The 16,173-nt window shown below is 46.3% G+C and carries 16 protein-coding genes; 13 read left to right on the top strand and 3 right to left on the bottom strand.

Features of this window, described 5'->3' with window-relative positions:
* The first annotated feature begins 46 nt into the window (after positions 1–46).
* Complete coding sequence (locus ACO0KW_RS13375; RefSeq protein ID WP_423053668.1) at positions 47–424, top strand: DUF779 domain-containing protein; 378 nt, start codon at positions 47–49, stop codon at positions 422–424.
* An 81-nt stretch (positions 425–505) separates the two neighbouring features.
* On the opposite strand, the gene ACO0KW_RS13370 is transcribed toward ACO0KW_RS13375, so the two are convergent.
* Both ACO0KW_RS13370 and ACO0KW_RS13365 read right to left on the bottom strand, forming a co-directional pair.
* A complete protein-coding gene (locus tag ACO0KW_RS13370; protein WP_423053667.1) occupies positions 506–1,891 on the bottom strand; it encodes an ATP-binding protein in 1,386 nt (461 codons plus the stop codon).
* Entirely contained in the window at positions 1,888–2,577 is a 690-nt protein-coding gene (locus ACO0KW_RS13365; protein WP_423053665.1) for a response regulator, read from the bottom strand. The genes ACO0KW_RS13370 and ACO0KW_RS13365 overlap by 4 nt, the downstream gene beginning before the upstream one ends.
* Before the next feature lie 392 nt (positions 2,578–2,969).
* Between ACO0KW_RS13365 and ccmA the strand changes: the two genes are divergently transcribed.
* The 9 genes from ccmA (at position 2,970) to ccmI (ending at position 10,101) form a co-directional block, all read left to right on the top strand.
* Positions 2,970–3,605, top strand: coding sequence for a cytochrome c biogenesis heme-transporting ATPase CcmA (gene ccmA / locus ACO0KW_RS13360; RefSeq protein WP_423053663.1), 636 nt, complete (start codon positions 2,970–2,972; stop codon positions 3,603–3,605).
* The gene (ccmB, locus tag ACO0KW_RS13355) at positions 3,599–4,267 is read left to right on the top strand and encodes a heme exporter protein CcmB (protein WP_423053661.1); all 669 of its coding nucleotides are present in this window, start codon (positions 3,599–3,601) and stop codon (positions 4,265–4,267) included. Before ccmA ends, ccmB begins: the two co-directional genes overlap by 7 nt.
* Before the next feature lie 78 nt (positions 4,268–4,345).
* Complete coding sequence (locus tag ACO0KW_RS13350) at positions 4,346–5,131, top strand: heme ABC transporter permease (RefSeq protein WP_423053660.1); 786 nt, start codon at positions 4,346–4,348, stop codon at positions 5,129–5,131.
* A complete protein-coding gene (gene ccmD / locus ACO0KW_RS13345; protein WP_423053659.1) occupies positions 5,128–5,325 on the top strand; it encodes a heme exporter protein CcmD in 198 nt (65 codons plus the stop codon). Before ACO0KW_RS13350 ends, ccmD begins: the two co-directional genes overlap by 4 nt.
* Positions 5,322–5,807 (top strand): cytochrome c maturation protein CcmE, encoded by a 486-nt coding sequence (ccmE, locus tag ACO0KW_RS13340; protein WP_423053657.1) that lies wholly within the window; start codon positions 5,322–5,324, stop codon positions 5,805–5,807. The genes ccmD and ccmE overlap by 4 nt, the downstream gene beginning before the upstream one ends.
* Complete coding sequence (locus tag ACO0KW_RS13335; protein ID WP_423053655.1) at positions 5,804–7,810, top strand: heme lyase CcmF/NrfE family subunit; 2,007 nt, start codon at positions 5,804–5,806, stop codon at positions 7,808–7,810. The genes ccmE and ACO0KW_RS13335 overlap by 4 nt, the downstream gene beginning before the upstream one ends.
* Positions 7,807–8,334 carry a DsbE family thiol:disulfide interchange protein gene (locus ACO0KW_RS13330; protein WP_423053653.1) on the top strand — a complete coding sequence of 176 codons (528 nt, stop codon included), beginning with the start codon at positions 7,807–7,809 and terminating at the stop codon, positions 8,332–8,334. The genes ACO0KW_RS13335 and ACO0KW_RS13330 overlap by 4 nt, the downstream gene beginning before the upstream one ends.
* Positions 8,327–8,791, top strand: coding sequence for a cytochrome c-type biogenesis protein (locus ACO0KW_RS13325; protein ID WP_423053652.1), 465 nt, complete (start codon positions 8,327–8,329; stop codon positions 8,789–8,791). Before ACO0KW_RS13330 ends, ACO0KW_RS13325 begins: the two co-directional genes overlap by 8 nt.
* 20 nt (positions 8,792–8,811) lie before the next feature.
* On the top strand, positions 8,812–10,101 hold the full coding sequence (gene ccmI / locus ACO0KW_RS13320) for a c-type cytochrome biogenesis protein CcmI (RefSeq protein WP_423053651.1): 1,290 nt from the start codon (positions 8,812–8,814) through the stop codon (positions 10,099–10,101).
* 40 nt (positions 10,102–10,141) lie between these two features.
* Here ccmI and ACO0KW_RS13315 read toward each other — a convergent pair whose 3' ends face one another.
* Positions 10,142–11,485, bottom strand: coding sequence for an NAD(P)-binding domain-containing protein (locus ACO0KW_RS13315; RefSeq protein ID WP_423053650.1), 1,344 nt, complete (start codon positions 11,483–11,485; stop codon positions 10,142–10,144).
* A 168-nt stretch (positions 11,486–11,653) separates the two neighbouring features.
* Between ACO0KW_RS13315 and ACO0KW_RS13310 the strand changes: the two genes are divergently transcribed.
* The 3 genes from ACO0KW_RS13310 to ACO0KW_RS13300 form a co-directional block, all read left to right on the top strand.
* On the top strand, positions 11,654–12,541 hold the full coding sequence (locus ACO0KW_RS13310; protein WP_423053649.1) for a hypothetical protein: 888 nt from the start codon (positions 11,654–11,656) through the stop codon (positions 12,539–12,541).
* Positions 12,516–14,333: a cytochrome c3 family protein gene (locus tag ACO0KW_RS13305; RefSeq protein WP_423053648.1), complete on the top strand. Its 1,818-nt coding sequence runs from the start codon at positions 12,516–12,518 to the stop codon at positions 14,331–14,333. Before ACO0KW_RS13310 ends, ACO0KW_RS13305 begins: the two co-directional genes overlap by 26 nt.
* Before the next feature lie 206 nt (positions 14,334–14,539).
* A partial coding sequence (locus ACO0KW_RS13300) for a cytochrome c3 family protein (RefSeq protein ID WP_423053646.1) occupies positions 14,540–16,173 on the top strand: 1,634 nt, incomplete at its 3' end.

Genomic DNA, 16,173 nt, shown 5'->3' with positions numbered 1-16,173 from the left:
TACGCTACTCTTGTTCCAACCAACTGTCCATTTTGTGCGAGGAATTATGGTAGACCGTGTCATTGCCACCCCGGCAGCCTATGCACTCATAGCGCAGCTCAAAACCGAACATGGCGAAATCCTGTTTCATCAATCCGGCGGTTGTTGCGACAATAGCGCCGCCAACTGTTACTTGCCGACAGATCTGACCATAGGCACTTACGATGTCAAATTAGGTGATTTAGATGGGGTACCGTTTTACATCGGCAAGCTGCAATACGATTATTGGAAGCACACACAATTAATCCTCGACGTCATCGACGGCCACGGCGGCACCTTTTCTCTAGAAGGAGCGAGTGGCAAAGCCTTTCATACACGTTCGCGTCTATTTACCGAGGAAGAATGGGCGCAAATTGAAGCGCTAGTTAATACAGACTTAGGATGAATCGCCGTCCTAAAAAAAATTTTCGGTTCAAGATGAATAGTTGCGATAACATTTTTCCACCTCGAAATGAAAGTCTTAGAATCAATCAGTAATCGCATCAAAATAGATGGTGACCGACAGGCCTCGCCCATCTATTCCCTCACCCAATGACAATCTACCGTGTTGACTTGCCACCACACTTTGCACAATAGACAAACCCAGTCCACTTCCAGAAGTAATGGAATCTGATAGTCTAAAAAATCGTTCTAACACCTTCTCACGCAACTCCAAAGCAATACCAGGGCCTTTATCCATAATGGACAAATACGCCCCCTGCGACGACACACCTGTACAAATTACAAGCTCGCCGCCACTCTTGGCATATCGGAATGCATTATCGAGGATATTTCGGAATGCGATTCTTAGGCTCCCCAAGTTAACTTTGCAAACTGCAGTTTCTAAACGAAGGTCGAGTTTCATTTGATATTGCGCTGCTGACTCAAACAATTCCCGCGTTTGTTTACGCACAAATACTTGCAAATCCACAGTATTCATCTGAGGATCTTCAGCCGCATCAGGATCTGCCCGAGACAACGCCAAGAGTTGTTCAAGCATGTGGGTAGTTCGATCCACACTGATAATTAAGCCAGCCACTGCTTCATCTTGTTCGACTTGATTACGTGCGCGCTGGATGACCTGCAAATTTGTCTTAATTGCCGTCAAAGGTGTACGTAACTCATGTGAGGCATTTGCGGAAAATCTGCGCTCTTGCTCCATCGCATTTCCAACCCGCGCGAACAGTTGATTGATCGCGACCAGCAAAGACTGTAGTTCAGCAGGTGCATCAACTAATGACACCATACGCAAGTCATTCGGTGTACGTCTGGACATCTCGTCAGCATAACGCTGCAACGAAGTAAAAAGTCGGTTAATCGACCACCAAATAACACCACCCATCAATGGCAAAATAAGCATCGCAAAAATCACCAATTTATACGTAAATCGAGAACTTATTTCCTGCCGATGATCAATCGACTCACCTACTTGAATTTGCAGATGCCGGTTCTTATTTGACAGCACATAAGTACGCCAGGTCTGACCATTTAATTTAATCCAATGAAAGCCTTCAGCACCATCGCGACTAAATGCCTGGTCCGGCGCGCCTTTGTTTTTGTAAATCAACTTATTATTTTCACTCCACACCTGAAATAACAAGTATTGATTTGTCGATGCTATATCTGATTCGACAGATTCGTCATGCAACATCGCTAGCCGTTCTTCCACTTCATGATTGGCAAGGGTTAACAATAAAGTCGCTGTTTCTGCCAGCGACTGATCAAATAATTCTTGACTCTCGTTTTGCGCTTCAAAGTGAACAATGATGCCGCTACATACCCAAATAGAAGCGGTAATAATCAGAACCGTTGTGAGTAGTGCCTTGCGTAGTGACCAGGCATGTACTTTTTGCATATCCGGATGTTCCATCATTTCTGCTCATAGATAAATGATTGAGGATCTTCATTATCCACCACATATCCAATAGAACGCACTGTCCGAATTAAATTTCTTCCCAACTTTTTCCGCAAGTGATGAATGTGCACTTGAATGGTATTACTTTCGATTTCATCGCCCCAGCTATATAGCGCTTCTTCCAGTTGATCTCTAGTAAGAATCTGTCCGATCCGTTCAAATAGCAGATGAAGAATATTGAACTCTCTGGATGTCACAATGACGACTTGGCCATCAAGTTTAACTAACCTCGAAGGCAAATCCAGTTCAATATTTCGATGCGAAATTTTTTCTTGTAAGCGTCCGGCAACGCGTCTGTTTGCAGACCTGATTCGTGCAGTCAATTCATCGAGATCGAATGGCTTCACAATAAAGTCATCGGCCCCCATATCAAGACCTTTGACTTTATCCACCAAACGATCACGTGCTGTGACGATTAATACGGTGCCGTGATAGCCCGAACGACGCAGTCTGATCAGGAAACTGATCCCATCCTCATGCGGCAATCCCAAGTCCAACAAAATACTTTCGTAGCTATGCATTTTGACTGAAGTAAAAGCCAGCTCCGCCGACCTAACCCAATCTACTGCATATCCCGCTTGTATTAAGCCCAACTGAGTTGACCGTCCAACTTGCGGATCATCTTCAACGAGTAGTAGGCGCAATCGATTCTCCTATTTTGATGACTCAATTGTAAAAGGCAAAAATTAAGAGATCCTTAAGGATGTGGATCAATCTCCCGCTGACATCCTGAATCTCAAGGCCAGCGTTGATTTTAAAAATGAATATATGGCTACTCTTGCTGACAAAAATAGTTCTAATTTCGCTGTGAATATGGCCCCCCGCTCAACTCTACCGCGTCGTTCTTTGCAAGCTCTGGTGTAAAGGTTAAATAATGCAAAATTTTGCATTGTTGATCGAAGTCGTCTTACACACATGATTTCGAGCGCTCGCAATTTAAGTATTCCTTAAGGTTTCGAGGCTAAATTGAGTGCATACAAATATCCAGAATTCTTCACCAGATGAATTGATATCCTCGAATTGAATTGGCGCGATCATGACTTTACGTATTTCCAATTTAAGCTGCGTCCGTGGTGAAACTAGCCTCTTTCATGAAGTTAATCTCGATATCGAATGTGGTGATGCTGTACGTGTTATCGGTCCGAATGGTATTGGAAAAACTAGTCTTCTTAAAACTTTATGTGGGCTAATGCTACCTGCCACTGGTCAAGTGCTTTGGAATAACGCAAATATTCATGCAGAAAATCAGACGTATTCCGACCATTTGGTTTTTCTTGGACATGCCAATGGTTTAAGCGAAGAACTGCAAACATGGGAAAATTTATTAACATTGTGCGAATGCTCTGGCCTTGATATCAGCCGTCAGCAAGCGATTGATGCGCTCCAAGCATCGGGATTACTTCATATAGCAAATTTGCCAATTCGCGTATTGTCTCAAGGTCAGCGTCGCCGCGTTGCATTAACTCGACTTTATTTAAGTCTATCAAAGAAAATTTGGCTGCTTGATGAACCATTTGCTGCGCTAGATACGGCAGCGATCAATTTGCTATGCCACTTAGTCAATCGTTTTCTAGCAAGCGGTGGCATCGTGATTTACACCACCCACCAAGAAGTGAAGTTAGATCCGGTCCGTGCACAATTTCTGAGTCTGGAAAGCGGTGCAACATGTTGAGTTTTTTGCTGAGTGTCATCAAGCGCGATTTAAAAATAGCGTATCGACGACGCTCAGACGTGATCGTCAATTTATTATTTTTCATTGTTGTTAGCAGTCTATTTCCGCTAGGTGTAGGCCCAGAAAGCAGCACCTTAAATCTGATTGGTCCAGGCGTGGTTTGGATCTCAGCCTTGCTGTCGTCCATTCTCAGTTTACATCGTTTGTTTGTTTCTGATTTTAATGATGGTGTTCTCGAACAATATGTTTTATCACCACACCCATTCGCGATCATCGTCACTGGAAAAATTATCGCATATTGGTTGCTATCAGGCTTACCACTAGTTTTTATTGCACCACTGATCGGTTTTCAATTTGGATTATCGTTTGATGCAAATTTTGTGCTCTTCACGAGTCTATTACTTGGCACGCCAGTCATGAGCTTAATCGGTGCAATCGGCGCAGCTTTGACTTTGGGAGTACGTAGCAGTGGGGTCTTAGTCGCGTTACTGATATTGCCACTTTACATCCCTATTCTCATTTTTGGGGCGGGCGCAGTCAGTATGCATGCTAGCGGCATCGATATCAGCGGATATTTTTTCCTGATGGCAGGGCTGCTACTTTGTGCACTAGCTGTCGTGCCTTTTATCGTCGCGTTCAGTTTGAAAATCGTTTTTGAATAGAAGAAAAATAAGCTAACAGTGATGCAGGACGCCGTTTTAAGCAATGCGAATCAAAGTATCACCGAGGGGGGATAGAAAATGCGTAGTAAAACATCAGAAAGTTTGCGAGTCCGGCGCCAAACATGGTTCAACTCATGGTTCAACTTGGCATCTCCTCAGAACTTCTTTCCCATCGCGGGAAAGATGATCCCTTGGTTTACTGCCTGTGCCGCAATCCTGATGCTCATCGGACTATATATTGGTTTCTTTGTTGCACCTACCGACTTCCAACAAGGTGATGCCTATCGAATCATTTTCCTCCACGTGCCTGCGGCCTGGATGTCGATGGTGATTTATCTGGCGATGGCTTTTTGGGCGGTGATTGGACTGATCTTTAACACGCGCTTGTCATCAATGATGGCCAGTGCCCTCGCCCCCACTGGCGCGATATTAACTTTTCTCGCATTAGCCACCGGATCGATTTGGGGCAAACCAACTTGGGGAACTTGGTGGGTTTGGGATGCAAGACTAACTTCCGAATTGATTCTGCTTTTTCTTTACTTTGGGTTTATCGGCTTGCAATCAGCGATAGACGATCCGCGCCGTGCAGATAAAGCGGGCGCCGTCTTGCTCATTGTTGGCGTCATCAATATCCCTGTCATCTATTTTTCGGTGCAATGGTGGAATACCTTGCATCAGGGATCCTCGATCAATATGAAGAATGGATCTTCGATGGCGGCAACCATGCTGGTCGGGATGTTGATTATGGCACTCGCCTTTTGGGCATATTCCATTGCGATGGCCTTGCTCAGGGTACGTTACATCATTCTAGAACGTGAACGCCAATCGAATTGGGTAAAAGCCCATTGGGAGACGATGCAATGATTTGGACAAGTTGGGAAGCTTTTTTTGCAATGGGTGGATATGCCATTTATGTATGGAGCGCGAGCGCCATTGTTATCGCCACACTATTACTCGAAATAGTAGCGCTCAATATGCAACAAGCTAAGCAGAAAAAAGATGCACTAGCGCGTTGCAAACACCAGCGCGATACGGTCAACACAGTGAGGAACTCATGAAAGCTCGACATCGTCGATTTACGTTAATTGCAATTGCATTCATCCTGCTTGGTATTGGTGCCTGGTTAATTCTGTCTGCGTTTAAAAAAAACATGGTGTTCTTTTATACGCCGAGCCAAGTCTTAGCCGGCGAAGCCCCCAGGGGTAAAAATTTTCGCATGGGCGGTATGGTGGAAGCTAATAGCTTGCAACGATTAGCGGATGGACAAACCATCAATTTTGTCGTCACCGACAATGCCAAGAAAATTTCTGTGCGATACAAGGGAATCCTGCCTGATCTTTTTAAGCAAGGAAAAGGCGTCGTTGTTCAAGGCAAGCTCGGCACCGATCAGGTCATGATTGCTGACGAAGTTTTAGCTAAACATGATGAAAATTACATGCCTCCTGAAGCAGCCTACGCCTTAAAACGTGGGGACGAGGCAAATCAAAAATACACGCTTAAAGAACCTGATGCGATTGCAGGTAAAAAGGATACAAAATGATTCCAGAAATTGGTAATTTCTCCTTAATGTTGGCGCTCTGTTTGGCGCTGGCGCAGAGCATCATCCCTATTATCGGCAGCTATCGTCAAAACGCGAACTGGATTGCCTTAGCAAAACCTGCAGCGGCAGGTCAGGCCGTCTTTGTTAGTATCGCGTTCGTCTGTTTGCTATTTTCCTTTATTAGCAATGATTTCTCCGTCACCTATGTTGCCTCTAATTCCAACTCTACACTGCCCGTTTATTATCGCGTAGCGGGCACTTGGGGTGGACATGAAGGTTCATTGCTCTTGTGGAGCGAAATGCTGGTTCTATGGACGATCGCCGTATCGCGCTTTAGCCGACAACTACCAGAATCGACAGTCTCTAGAGTCATCGCGGTGATGGGTTTAATTAGCGTTGGTTTTCTATCGTTTATGTTATTTACCTCGAACCCATTTGACCGTTTATTTCCAGCGGCACTCGATGGACGCGACTTGAACCCTTTGTTGCAAGATTTTGGCATGATCATCCATCCGCCAATGTTATACATGGGCTATGTAGGCTTTTCCGTTGCCTTTGCGTTTGCCATCGCCGCCTTAATGGGCGGTCAGCTCGATTCAGCGTGGGCAAGATGGTCACGCCCTTGGACCATCGTTGCATGGATGTTTTTGACGCTTGGAATTTTCATGGGAAGTTTTTGGGCCTACTATGAGCTTGGCTGGGGTGGTTGGTGGTTTTGGGATGCCGTTGAAAATGCGTCATTTATGCCTTGGTTAGTCGGCACGGCGTTGATCCATTCCCTGGCAGTGACAGAGAAACGCGGCAGCTTCAAGAACTGGACTGTTTTGCTCGCGATCATTGCTTTCTCCTTATCCCTGCTAGGAACTTTTTTGGTTCGTTCTGGCGTGCTCACTTCAGTACATGCGTTCGCCACCGACCCAAGACGGGGTAGCTTTATCTTGGTATTCCTGGCGCTCGTGATTGGTGGATCGCTGACTTTATATGCGTGGCGTGCGCCAAAAGTCGGCTTAGGCGGCCGCTTTAGTTTGTTCTCACGCGAGACCATGTTGTTGGTAAATAATGTACTCCTGCTGGTCGCTGCAGGCACAGTTCTGCTTGGCACGCTTTATCCACTTTTCCTTGATGCGCTTGGTATGGGAAAAATCTCGGTCGGGCCACCCTATTTTGATGCTGTATTTGTCCCTTTGATGCTTCCGATTCTGTTTTTGATGGCGCTAGGCCCTTTTGTGCGCTGGAAGGATTCATCTTTACAGGATCTTTGGAACAAACTGCGTTGGTATGGCTTAGGCGTCTTACTCATCGCAAGCTTGCTCTGGCTGTTAATGCGATTCTCACCAATGGTAATGTTAGGCGTCACTTTAGCGATCTGGATTTTCTTAATCACTTTCGTGCATCTGGTCGAGAGATTACGCCATGCGCCTGCTAATACGCCATGGGAAAAAAGAATACTTAGCCAACCTAATTCTTATTGGGGCATGATCATCGCCCATCTTGGCATCGCCGTCTTTGTCATCGGGGTCACTCTAGTGAAGGGCCTGGAGATCTCCAACGACGTTAAAATGCGCGTTGGTGAAGTGACTAGTGCAGGGAACTACGACTTCAAATTTATTGACCTCAAAGAAGTCAATGGTCCTAATTTTGTCGCCACTCAGGCGAGGTTTTTAGCCAGCTATAAAGGTAAACCTATTGCCATTATGCGTCCGGAAAAACGCGTCTACACGGTGCAACAGATGCCAATGACAGAAGCCGCAATCAATCGCGGATTCACCCGCGACCTGTATGTTTCTTTAGGCGAACCCATCGATAACGATACTTGGATGGTGCGCGTCCAACACAAGCCGTTTGTCGCATGGATTTGGGGCGGTTGCCTGATCATCGCACTCGGAGGACTATTAGCGGCATCGGACAAACGATATCGCCTGCGATCTAAGAAACGCGTCCCCGAAGCGTTGTTGGTTTCCGAATCAGCATCGGAAGCTAAATTGTCACAGGTGCAGTTATGAAACGATTTATTCTTCCACTCGGACTATTCTGCATTTTAGTTATTTTTCTCGGCATCGGTCTGCGCTTAGATCCACGTGAAGTGCCGTCACCCTTAATCGGCAAAGCAGCGCCAAACTTCGAGCTAAGCTCTTTACACGAAGCTTCGCGACAGATCAAATCACAAGATATGCTCGGTCAAGTTTGGTTGCTCAACGTATGGGCATCTTGGTGCGTATCTTGCCGCCAAGAGCACCCTGTCTTGATGGAATTTTCCAAAACAAAATTACTCCCTATCATTGGCCTCGACTACAAGGATGGCCGCGATGAAGCCTTAGTATGGTTGAACCAATTTGGTAACCCTTACCAGTTCTCACTGTTTGACTACGATGGTCGTCTCGGTATTGATTTCGGCGTCTATGGTGTTCCAGAGTCTTTTTTGATCGACAAAAAAGGCGTCATCCAATGGAAGCATATTGGGCCATTAACTCCTGAAGTATTGGAGAAAAAATTACGCCCACTCGTGGAGAGATTAAATCATGCATAAACATTTACTTATGCTCATTTTGTTATTCGTCCATGCAGCGGCAAGCGCACAGGACAATAGCGCGGCAACAGAAGCTGCCGTCGAAAAACGTGTCAGTCATTTGACGGAGGAATTGCGTTGCCTGGTTTGCCAAAACCAAACTATCGCCGATTCACATTCTGGTTTAGCGATTGATCTCAAGAATCAGGTTCGTGAAAAAATTAGTGCTGGAGCCAGCGACCAAGAAGTCTTGAACTACATGGTAGAGAGATACGGTGATTTCGTCTTGTATCGCCCGCCCGTTAAACACACCACCTATTTGCTGTGGTTCGGTCCCTTTCTTCTTTTATTCGCTGGATTTCTTTTTTTGTACTTACGTCTGGCAAAGGTACAAAAAGATGCGAACTTAACACAGAACACAAGCGACCTACTGAGCGCAGATGAATCAGAACGCGCGGAAAAAATGCTGCGCAATTAAACTTTTAGAGGAAATACATTATGTTTCTGTTCTATGTAATCCTGACCGGTATGATCGCGTCAGCGCTCTATTTTCTACTACCCACCTTGCTAGGAAAGCCAAGGAAAACGAGCGAAGGAAGTTCCGTTGCCGATTTAAACTTAGCGGTTCTGCGCGACCAGCTACATGAACTGGATATTGACCTACACGAGGGAAGCATCGATGTAGCGGCGTATCAAAAGGCCAAAGCAGATCTAGAAAAACGTACTCTTGAAGATGTACATGAGCATGCGATGGCCGCGCAAGAATCACCTCACCGCCTCACTTCCAGCATCGGCGCCGCTATAGGGTTAATCGTGCTATCGCTTGGCATGTATGCCTTACTTGGTTCACCTAGATCAATCGACGAAATATCGATGGAAGAACTTACTACTGCAGTGCAAGGTGACACCAAGAACGCGGGAACAACAAACGCACAGCTCACCAATTCAAGCTCACAAGCATCGATAGAAGCACTCAAACGCGACTTAGCTTCCAATACGAATAACGCAGAAAAATGGAATCAATTGGCGCAGCAATATCACGCGGTAAAGCAATACTCTGAGGCTGCCGACGCGTATGCGCATCTGATTACACTAATTCCCCCAGATGCCGCGGTGTTGGCCGACTATGCAGATACGCTAGCGATGTCACAAAATCGCAACTTGCAGGGAGAGCCTGAAAAACTGATTCAACGGGCATTGAAAATTGATCCGCGCAATATTAAAGCCTTAGCTTTAGCAGGAACAGCAGCTTTTTCACAGAAAAAATATACCGATGCCGCGGCATACTGGAAACAGATCTTACCTCTAGTTTCTGCCGATCCCGAAACGAAACAATCCACTATCGCTAACATTCAAGAAGCAGAAACCTTAAGCAACGGACTTGTTCCTTCCGACAAAAAAACGGAAGCGCAGTCGTCGGTGAGCGATGCAGTTGGCGCAGGCACATCGAGTATTGAAGGCATCGTTTCGCTTGATCCTGCTCTACGCAAACTGGTAGCGGACTCAGACACCGTATTCATCTTTGCGAAAGCCTTAGATGGTCCCAAATTCCCGCTCGCTGTTTTAAAAAAACAGGTCAAGGATTTGCCCTTCAACTTCGCTTTGGACGACAGTATGAGTATGATGCCTAATGTCAAACTCTCGGATTTCCCCATGGTTTTGGTCGGCGCCAGAGTGTCAAAAAGCGGTAGCGCAATGCCGGTGCAAGGCGATTTAGAAGGTGTCACTGAACCAACGCCACCTGGTACACGAGGGATAAAAATCACGATCAATAGTCAACGGCCATAACGCTGTTCAATCCTAGTCCGCGTTGCAGAAAAATCGCGGACTACGTTCCGTAATGCGCCTCAACCTCAATTCCCAATTTTTTAAGCATAGGCGTTGGCAATTCACCGCCAGCGCAAATGATCACTGCATCATTTTTCAATCTCACATTGTCTCCCGCAAAATTGAGCGCTACTTCGTCTGCAGTAATCTCATCGACCGTCGAACCCAGCATCACTTGTAAGCGCCCCTCTGCCACCGCAATATCAAGACGTGTGCGGTTCTTCGGTTTGACACGACCAAAAGCGTCGCCGCGGTAAGAGAGTGTCACTGTGGTCTGATCCTGTCCTGCGATATCCAAAGCGGCTTCCAGCGCACTATCACCGCCGCCCACAACTAGTACATGCTGGGCCTTATACTGCTCAGCTTCAATCAAACGATAGACGACTTTTGATAATTCTTCACCCGGTGCGCCTAGTTTCCTTGGCGTGCCACGCCGACCGATCGCCAATAACACATTGGCAGCGCGATAAGTCGCCTTATTCGTTCGGATCACAAACAGGTCTCCGTCTTTGCTTAATTCTTCCATTCGTTCACTGAAGTGAATACCCAGCTGTGCCTGTTCCAACACGCGTTTCCATATTTCCATCAATTGTTCTTTACTGACTTCCTGCACTTTAATCTCGCCAATAATCGGCAAATTCATGGGTGCGGTCATCACCAATTTATTGCGAGGATAATGATAGGTCGTCCCGCCTAAAGAGTCTTCTTGTTCTATCGTGACAAATCGCAAGTGACTTTGCTTGGCAGCCAAGGAAGAAGAAATCCCTGCAGGTCCTGCGCCGACAATCACAACATCGAGATCGGCGAGTCCGCGTGGGCGACCAGCAATGGTTCCTATGGCCTGAGTGCCTTGTTTGATGGCGTTACGAATTAAACCCATACCGCCCAATTCGCCTGCAATAAAGATGCCCGGAACATTGGTTTCGAATTCCGGCGTCACACTAGGAATTTCCATACCACGTTTTGCGGTGCCAAAAACCAGTTTGATGGCGCCGACCGGGCATGCGGGTGCACAAGCGCCATGACCGATACAATGCGTCGGACTTACTAGTAAGCCTTTTCCACTAATCACACCTAAAGCACTTTCTGGACAAGCATTGGCACAAGCCCCCGATCCCATGCAAATCGAGGTATCGATGACCGGATGAAGCGAGGGCGGCTCTGTCATGCCAGAGGCGATAGTCTCCTTCAAAACCTCCGCATGTCTTGCAGAACTTCGCCGATGCAAACGTAAATGATTGGCAATCGCAGCGACGATGAGCAAACCGGGAAAGAGATAGAAAAGTAGATCTTGCATAAGGATGCGTACATTCAAAATGATTTGATAAGTGAGCGTCAATTTCATCGCAACTATTTTCATTGTAGGCAGAATAGTTGAGCCAGTGCCGACTGCAATAAAATTAAATTATTTGTTGGTATACAGGAACGTTCTTAAGGAAGCCTTAATCTTCATTTGCTCTAATGGACTTGTAAAATATCGCATTTTTCGTTGCCTACCCTCGCCACTTTTGACATGAAAAACCCCACCGCTCCTCGTTCAAGCATCATGTCTACTGGCAAACTCAGCTCATGGTTACGTGGCGGATTATGGGCGCTATTTTTTTCCGGAATTCTGGCAATCTCGTGGGGCATCGCGTTTCATGACTTAGTCAAACCTGGCTCAGACTTAGGATACAACCTAGGCCTTACTGGCGGCATCATGATGCTTAGCCTGCTGCTGTACCCAATGCGAAAACGTGTCCGATTCCTGTCCAAATTGGGAAGGATGGAAAAGTGGTTCAAGGTGCACATGATCCTCGGAATTGGTGGGCCGCTACTGATCCTATTTCATTCGACATTCCGAATTGGCTCGATGAATGGACGCGTTGCTTTGTACTCCATGTTGCTAGTCGCGTTGAGCGGAGTGATCGGACGATTTGTTTATCGCCGCATTCACAAAGGTCTGTACGGCAAGGCCTTAAGCTTGGCCGAAACGCAAAAAATCTTGGAAGCCAGCGAAGAAGATATCGAGTCTGTATTCCTGATGCGGCCAGAATTAAAAGACGCCATGAACGCATTTCATCAAAGAGCCTTTTCGACCGAGGGAAATCAAATCCAACGTGCATGGCGATTCTTGATGTTGGAGCACGAAGCTAGAAGCCTTGCACGACGATTAAGGAAAATTGTGAAGTCTTCCTTAGTCTTAAAAGCGAAACAACAGCATTGGACTTTGACCCAATTGCGCCAACAGCTGGTTATCACCTATGAGCTGATCGATCACTACCTGCATGCGATCATTCAAACAGCACAATTTACTCAATGGGAAAAGCTCTTTTCACTGTGGCATGTCGTTCACATTCCATTTATTTATTTGCTGCTGTTCAGTGGAATTGTTCATGTTATCGCGGTACATCTTTATTAGCCTATTGCTATTGCTAAGCTGCACGACCAAGCTTGCACAAGCAGACATCATCGAAAAAGCATTAATGCCTGGCGAGTTGAGTCGCGCCCATGCCAAATATGAAAATGAATGCAGTCAATGCCATGCGAAATTCGATAAGAATGCGCAGACCAAGTTATGCCTTGATTGTCATAAGCCAATCGCTGTCGATGTCCAAAACAAGACTGGAATGCATGGCCGCATCATTGATAACCAGTGCAAGTCTTGCCATACTGAGCACAAGGGACGCGGTACTAAAATTACTATCTTGGATAAGCCCCATTTCGATCATAAAAAAACCGATTTCCCTCTATTGGGTAAGCATAAAGAAATACAAAAATGTGAAAGCTGCCATATCGGCAAAGCAAAATTTCGTGAAGCATCGATGCTGTGCAACGATTGTCATCAGAAAATCGATCATGACAAAGGTCATCGCGGAAGCTTGGGCAAACAATGTGAGAATTGCCATAATGAGACCACATGGAAGGAGACTAAATTTGATCACGAAAAAACTAAGTTCTCACTACTAGGAGGCAAACACAAAGAGGTGAAATGCCAGAGTTGTCATATCGACCGCATCTATAATACGGCGCCCAAAGACTGCTACTCCTGCCACAAACAAGATGATCAGGATAAGGGACATAAAGGTCGATTTTCCACAAAATGTGATTCATGCCATAGCGACAAAGGCTGGAAAACGATTAAGTTTAACCACAACATCGATACCCAGTATCCGCTCAAAGGCAAACATCTGAACAGCAAATGTGATAGTTGCCACACTCCCGAAAGAGGGAATGTATTTCGTCAAAAATTATCCAGCAAATGTGTCGATTGTCATAAAAAAGATGATCAGGACAAAGGACATAAAGGCGTACTGGGAGAAAAATGCGACAGTTGCCACAATGAGCGCGGTTGGAAAACCACTAGCTTTGATCACGATACGACCCATTTCCCGTTACGCGACAAACACCAAGATGCTAAATGCGATAGTTGTCACATCGGGGGAGTGAGCGGGAAAAATGCGAAACTAAAATTAGAAAAGGATTGTGTGAGCTGTCATCGAAAAGATGATCAAAGTAAAGGACACAAAGGCCGATACGGGTCCAAATGCGAAAGCTGCCACACCGAGAAGGCTTGGAAAGCATCGACTTTTAATCACAATCGCGAAACCAAATTTATCTTGAAGGATAAGCATCTCGCGACAAAATGTGATGCTTGTCATGTAGTGGAACGGGGTCAACTATATCAAGCAAGCAAATTATCCGCAGCATGTGTGTCTTGCCACAAAAAGGACGATCAACACAAAAACCAATTAGGTGAGAAATGCGAAACCTGTCATAACGAAAAACGTTGGCAGGACGCACCGTATGACCACAATAAATCGATATTCGCTTTGACTGGAAGTCATGCACGTACCAATTGCAAGAATTGTCATTTGACACCTGCATTTCATGATGCGCCGAAAACATGTCTGGCTTGCCATCAAAAAGACAATCCACATCAACGTCGCTTTGGTGAGAAATGCGAATCTTGCCACTACACGGGAACGTGGAGTTCCTGGGATTTTGATCACGACACAACTAAATTCAAATTAGATGGTGGTCATCAAAAGGTCAGCTGCTATGGCTGTCATAGCGAAACCCTGCCCAATCCTGCCAAGCCAGGCAAACTCTGTGTCAGTTGCCATGCCAAAGACGATGCACACGATGGTGGCTTTGGTGCCCAATGTGATCGCTGCCATACCAGCACCAATTGGAAAAAAGCTAAGCGTTGAGCGCTGCATGAACGGACCTACAAAGCCCTAAGGATGTTCACCTACCCATGTTCAACAGAAACGTTGCAAATCATCCGCTTGTTAAGTTTGGCTTAAGTTTGGTATGAAACACTCAAATTAAATAGTAGGGCATTTTATTTCTATAAAAATGAATTTTGGGATCGTAGTTGATCGCTCACGAACAGTCTTTGCATCGAGAAAATTTTATGAAATGTCGATCGACGATTCATGGTTTTGTACGAGATACATTATGGAAAAACATAGTGTATGGCATGGCTTTTGTTCTATTTTTTCTATGCATATCCAATTCGTTCGCTCAAACGACACAGCAAGTCAAAGTTGAATTTAACCACAAACTATCGGGCTTCTTTCTGGAAGGCGCGCATGGAAAAACTGCCTGTGAATCTTGCCATGTCCAAGGTTTATTCCGAGGAACACCGCGTGATTGTGCGTCATGTCATCGCTCTGGCGATAGGGCAAGTGGCAAACCGAGCAACCACATCCCGACAGCCGCCGCTTGCGATACCTGCCATGCCAATTCGAGTTGGTCACCGAGCATTTTTCGACACCGTGCCGATCAAGGCGTAGTGCAAGGAAGCTGTGCCAGTTGCCACAACGGTAGTTTTTCTCCTGGCAAACCGCTCACACATATTTCAACCACAGCGTCGTGTGATTCCTGTCATAAGACAAACGCGTGGCAACCTGCCAGCTATAGTCATGCAGGTGTGACACCAGGCTCATGTGCGAGTTGTCATAATGGTGTGAAAGCAGCCGGAAAATCGGTCTCGCACATCCCGACGACCGCTTCCTGTGACGCCTGCCATTCTTCTAGTGTTCCATTTGCCCCAATTTCAGTGACAGTCACCGCCATGCATGCGGCAATGAGTGGACCACCAGCGGCGGGCAATTGTGCGAGCTGTCACGGCGGTGGATTCGTATCGCAAAATGCACAAGCGAAGCCCGCGACACATATTTCTACTTCAGCACAATGCGATGCCTGTCATAGTTCGAAGAGTTCGTGGGCGACTTCGGTGAAGCCTGATCACCTAGCGATCACGCCATCGGTCTTTGGTCGGTGCGCAGACTGTCACAATAGCGTTGCTGCGCTGGGCAAACCCGGCAACCACATTCCAACAAATAAACAATGCGATAGTTGTCATAGCAATTTCTCTGGCTTCAAACCGGCACAAATGAATCACCAAGGCACTACAGCACAATGTTCTAGTTGTCACAACGGATCATTTAATTTTGCCAATGCCCAAGCAAAATCGAATACCCATATTCCAACGACGGCACAGTGCGACAGCTGCCACACTACTGGCTTCGTTACATGGTCGCCATCGACGATGAATCATGCGAACACTAATGGTAAATGTAGCACCTGTCATAGCGGTAGTTTTATCGCGCAAAATGCTCAGGCAAAACCTGCTAAACATATTACAACCACCGCCCAATGCGATAGCTGTCACACGTCCACCACGACTTGGACTGGCGTCAATTTTAATCATGCCAATGTCTCACCACCTGTCGCAGGACGCTGTGCGAGCTGTCATAACGGCAGTACCGCAGCGGGGAAATCGGCTACCCATATTCCAACCACTGCCCAATGCGACAGTTGTCACACCAGCGGTTTTAGTACCTGGACCAGTCCGAAGATGAATCATGCGGGAATGGCTGGTACTTGTTCTACTTGTCATAGCGGCGCTTACGTCGCACAGAACGCCTTGACCAAACCAGCGACCCATATTTCAACTACCGCACAATGCGATAGCTGTCATACCTCGACCACTACCTGGACTGGCGTCAACTTTAACCATGCCAATGTTTCACCACCTGTCGC

This window comes from Undibacterium sp. Ji22W, from assembly GCF_049340305.1.
GTDB lineage: Bacteria > Pseudomonadota > Gammaproteobacteria > Burkholderiales > Burkholderiaceae_D > Undibacterium.
The sequence above is the reverse complement of the archived record's forward strand: the minus strand, read 5'-3'. Positions and strand labels throughout refer to the sequence as shown.

What these genes read in the sequence shown, in the direction of transcription:
- ccmB (WP_423053661.1), top strand. Translation starts at nt 3,599, where the DNA reads ATGTTGAGTTTTTTGCTGAGTGTCATCAAGCGCGATTTAAAAATAGCG.
- ACO0KW_RS13330 (WP_423053653.1), top strand. Translation starts at nt 7,807, where the DNA reads ATGAAACGATTTATTCTTCCACTCGGACTATTCTGCATTTTAGTTATT.
- ACO0KW_RS13325 (WP_423053652.1), top strand. Translation starts at nt 8,327, where the DNA reads ATGCATAAACATTTACTTATGCTCATTTTGTTATTCGTCCATGCAGCG.
- ccmA (WP_423053663.1), top strand. Translation starts at nt 2,970, where the DNA reads ATGACTTTACGTATTTCCAATTTAAGCTGCGTCCGTGGTGAAACTAGC.
- ccmI (WP_423053651.1), top strand. Translation starts at nt 8,812, where the DNA reads ATGTTTCTGTTCTATGTAATCCTGACCGGTATGATCGCGTCAGCGCTC.
- ACO0KW_RS13370 (WP_423053667.1), bottom strand. Translation starts at nt 1,891, where the DNA reads ATGATGGAACATCCGGATATGCAAAAAGTACATGCCTGGTCACTACGC.
- ACO0KW_RS13315 (WP_423053650.1), bottom strand. Translation starts at nt 11,485, where the DNA reads ATGAAATTGACGCTCACTTATCAAATCATTTTGAATGTACGCATCCTT.
- ACO0KW_RS13335 (WP_423053655.1), top strand. Translation starts at nt 5,804, where the DNA reads ATGATTCCAGAAATTGGTAATTTCTCCTTAATGTTGGCGCTCTGTTTG.
- ccmD (WP_423053659.1), top strand. Translation starts at nt 5,128, where the DNA reads ATGATTTGGACAAGTTGGGAAGCTTTTTTTGCAATGGGTGGATATGCC.
- ACO0KW_RS13305 (WP_423053648.1), top strand. Translation starts at nt 12,516, where the DNA reads ATGTTATCGCGGTACATCTTTATTAGCCTATTGCTATTGCTAAGCTGC.
- ACO0KW_RS13350 (WP_423053660.1), top strand. Translation starts at nt 4,346, where the DNA reads ATGCGTAGTAAAACATCAGAAAGTTTGCGAGTCCGGCGCCAAACATGG.
- ACO0KW_RS13310 (WP_423053649.1), top strand. Translation starts at nt 11,654, where the DNA reads ATGAAAAACCCCACCGCTCCTCGTTCAAGCATCATGTCTACTGGCAAA.
- ccmE (WP_423053657.1), top strand. Translation starts at nt 5,322, where the DNA reads ATGAAAGCTCGACATCGTCGATTTACGTTAATTGCAATTGCATTCATC.
- ACO0KW_RS13375 (WP_423053668.1), top strand. Translation starts at nt 47, where the DNA reads ATGGTAGACCGTGTCATTGCCACCCCGGCAGCCTATGCACTCATAGCG.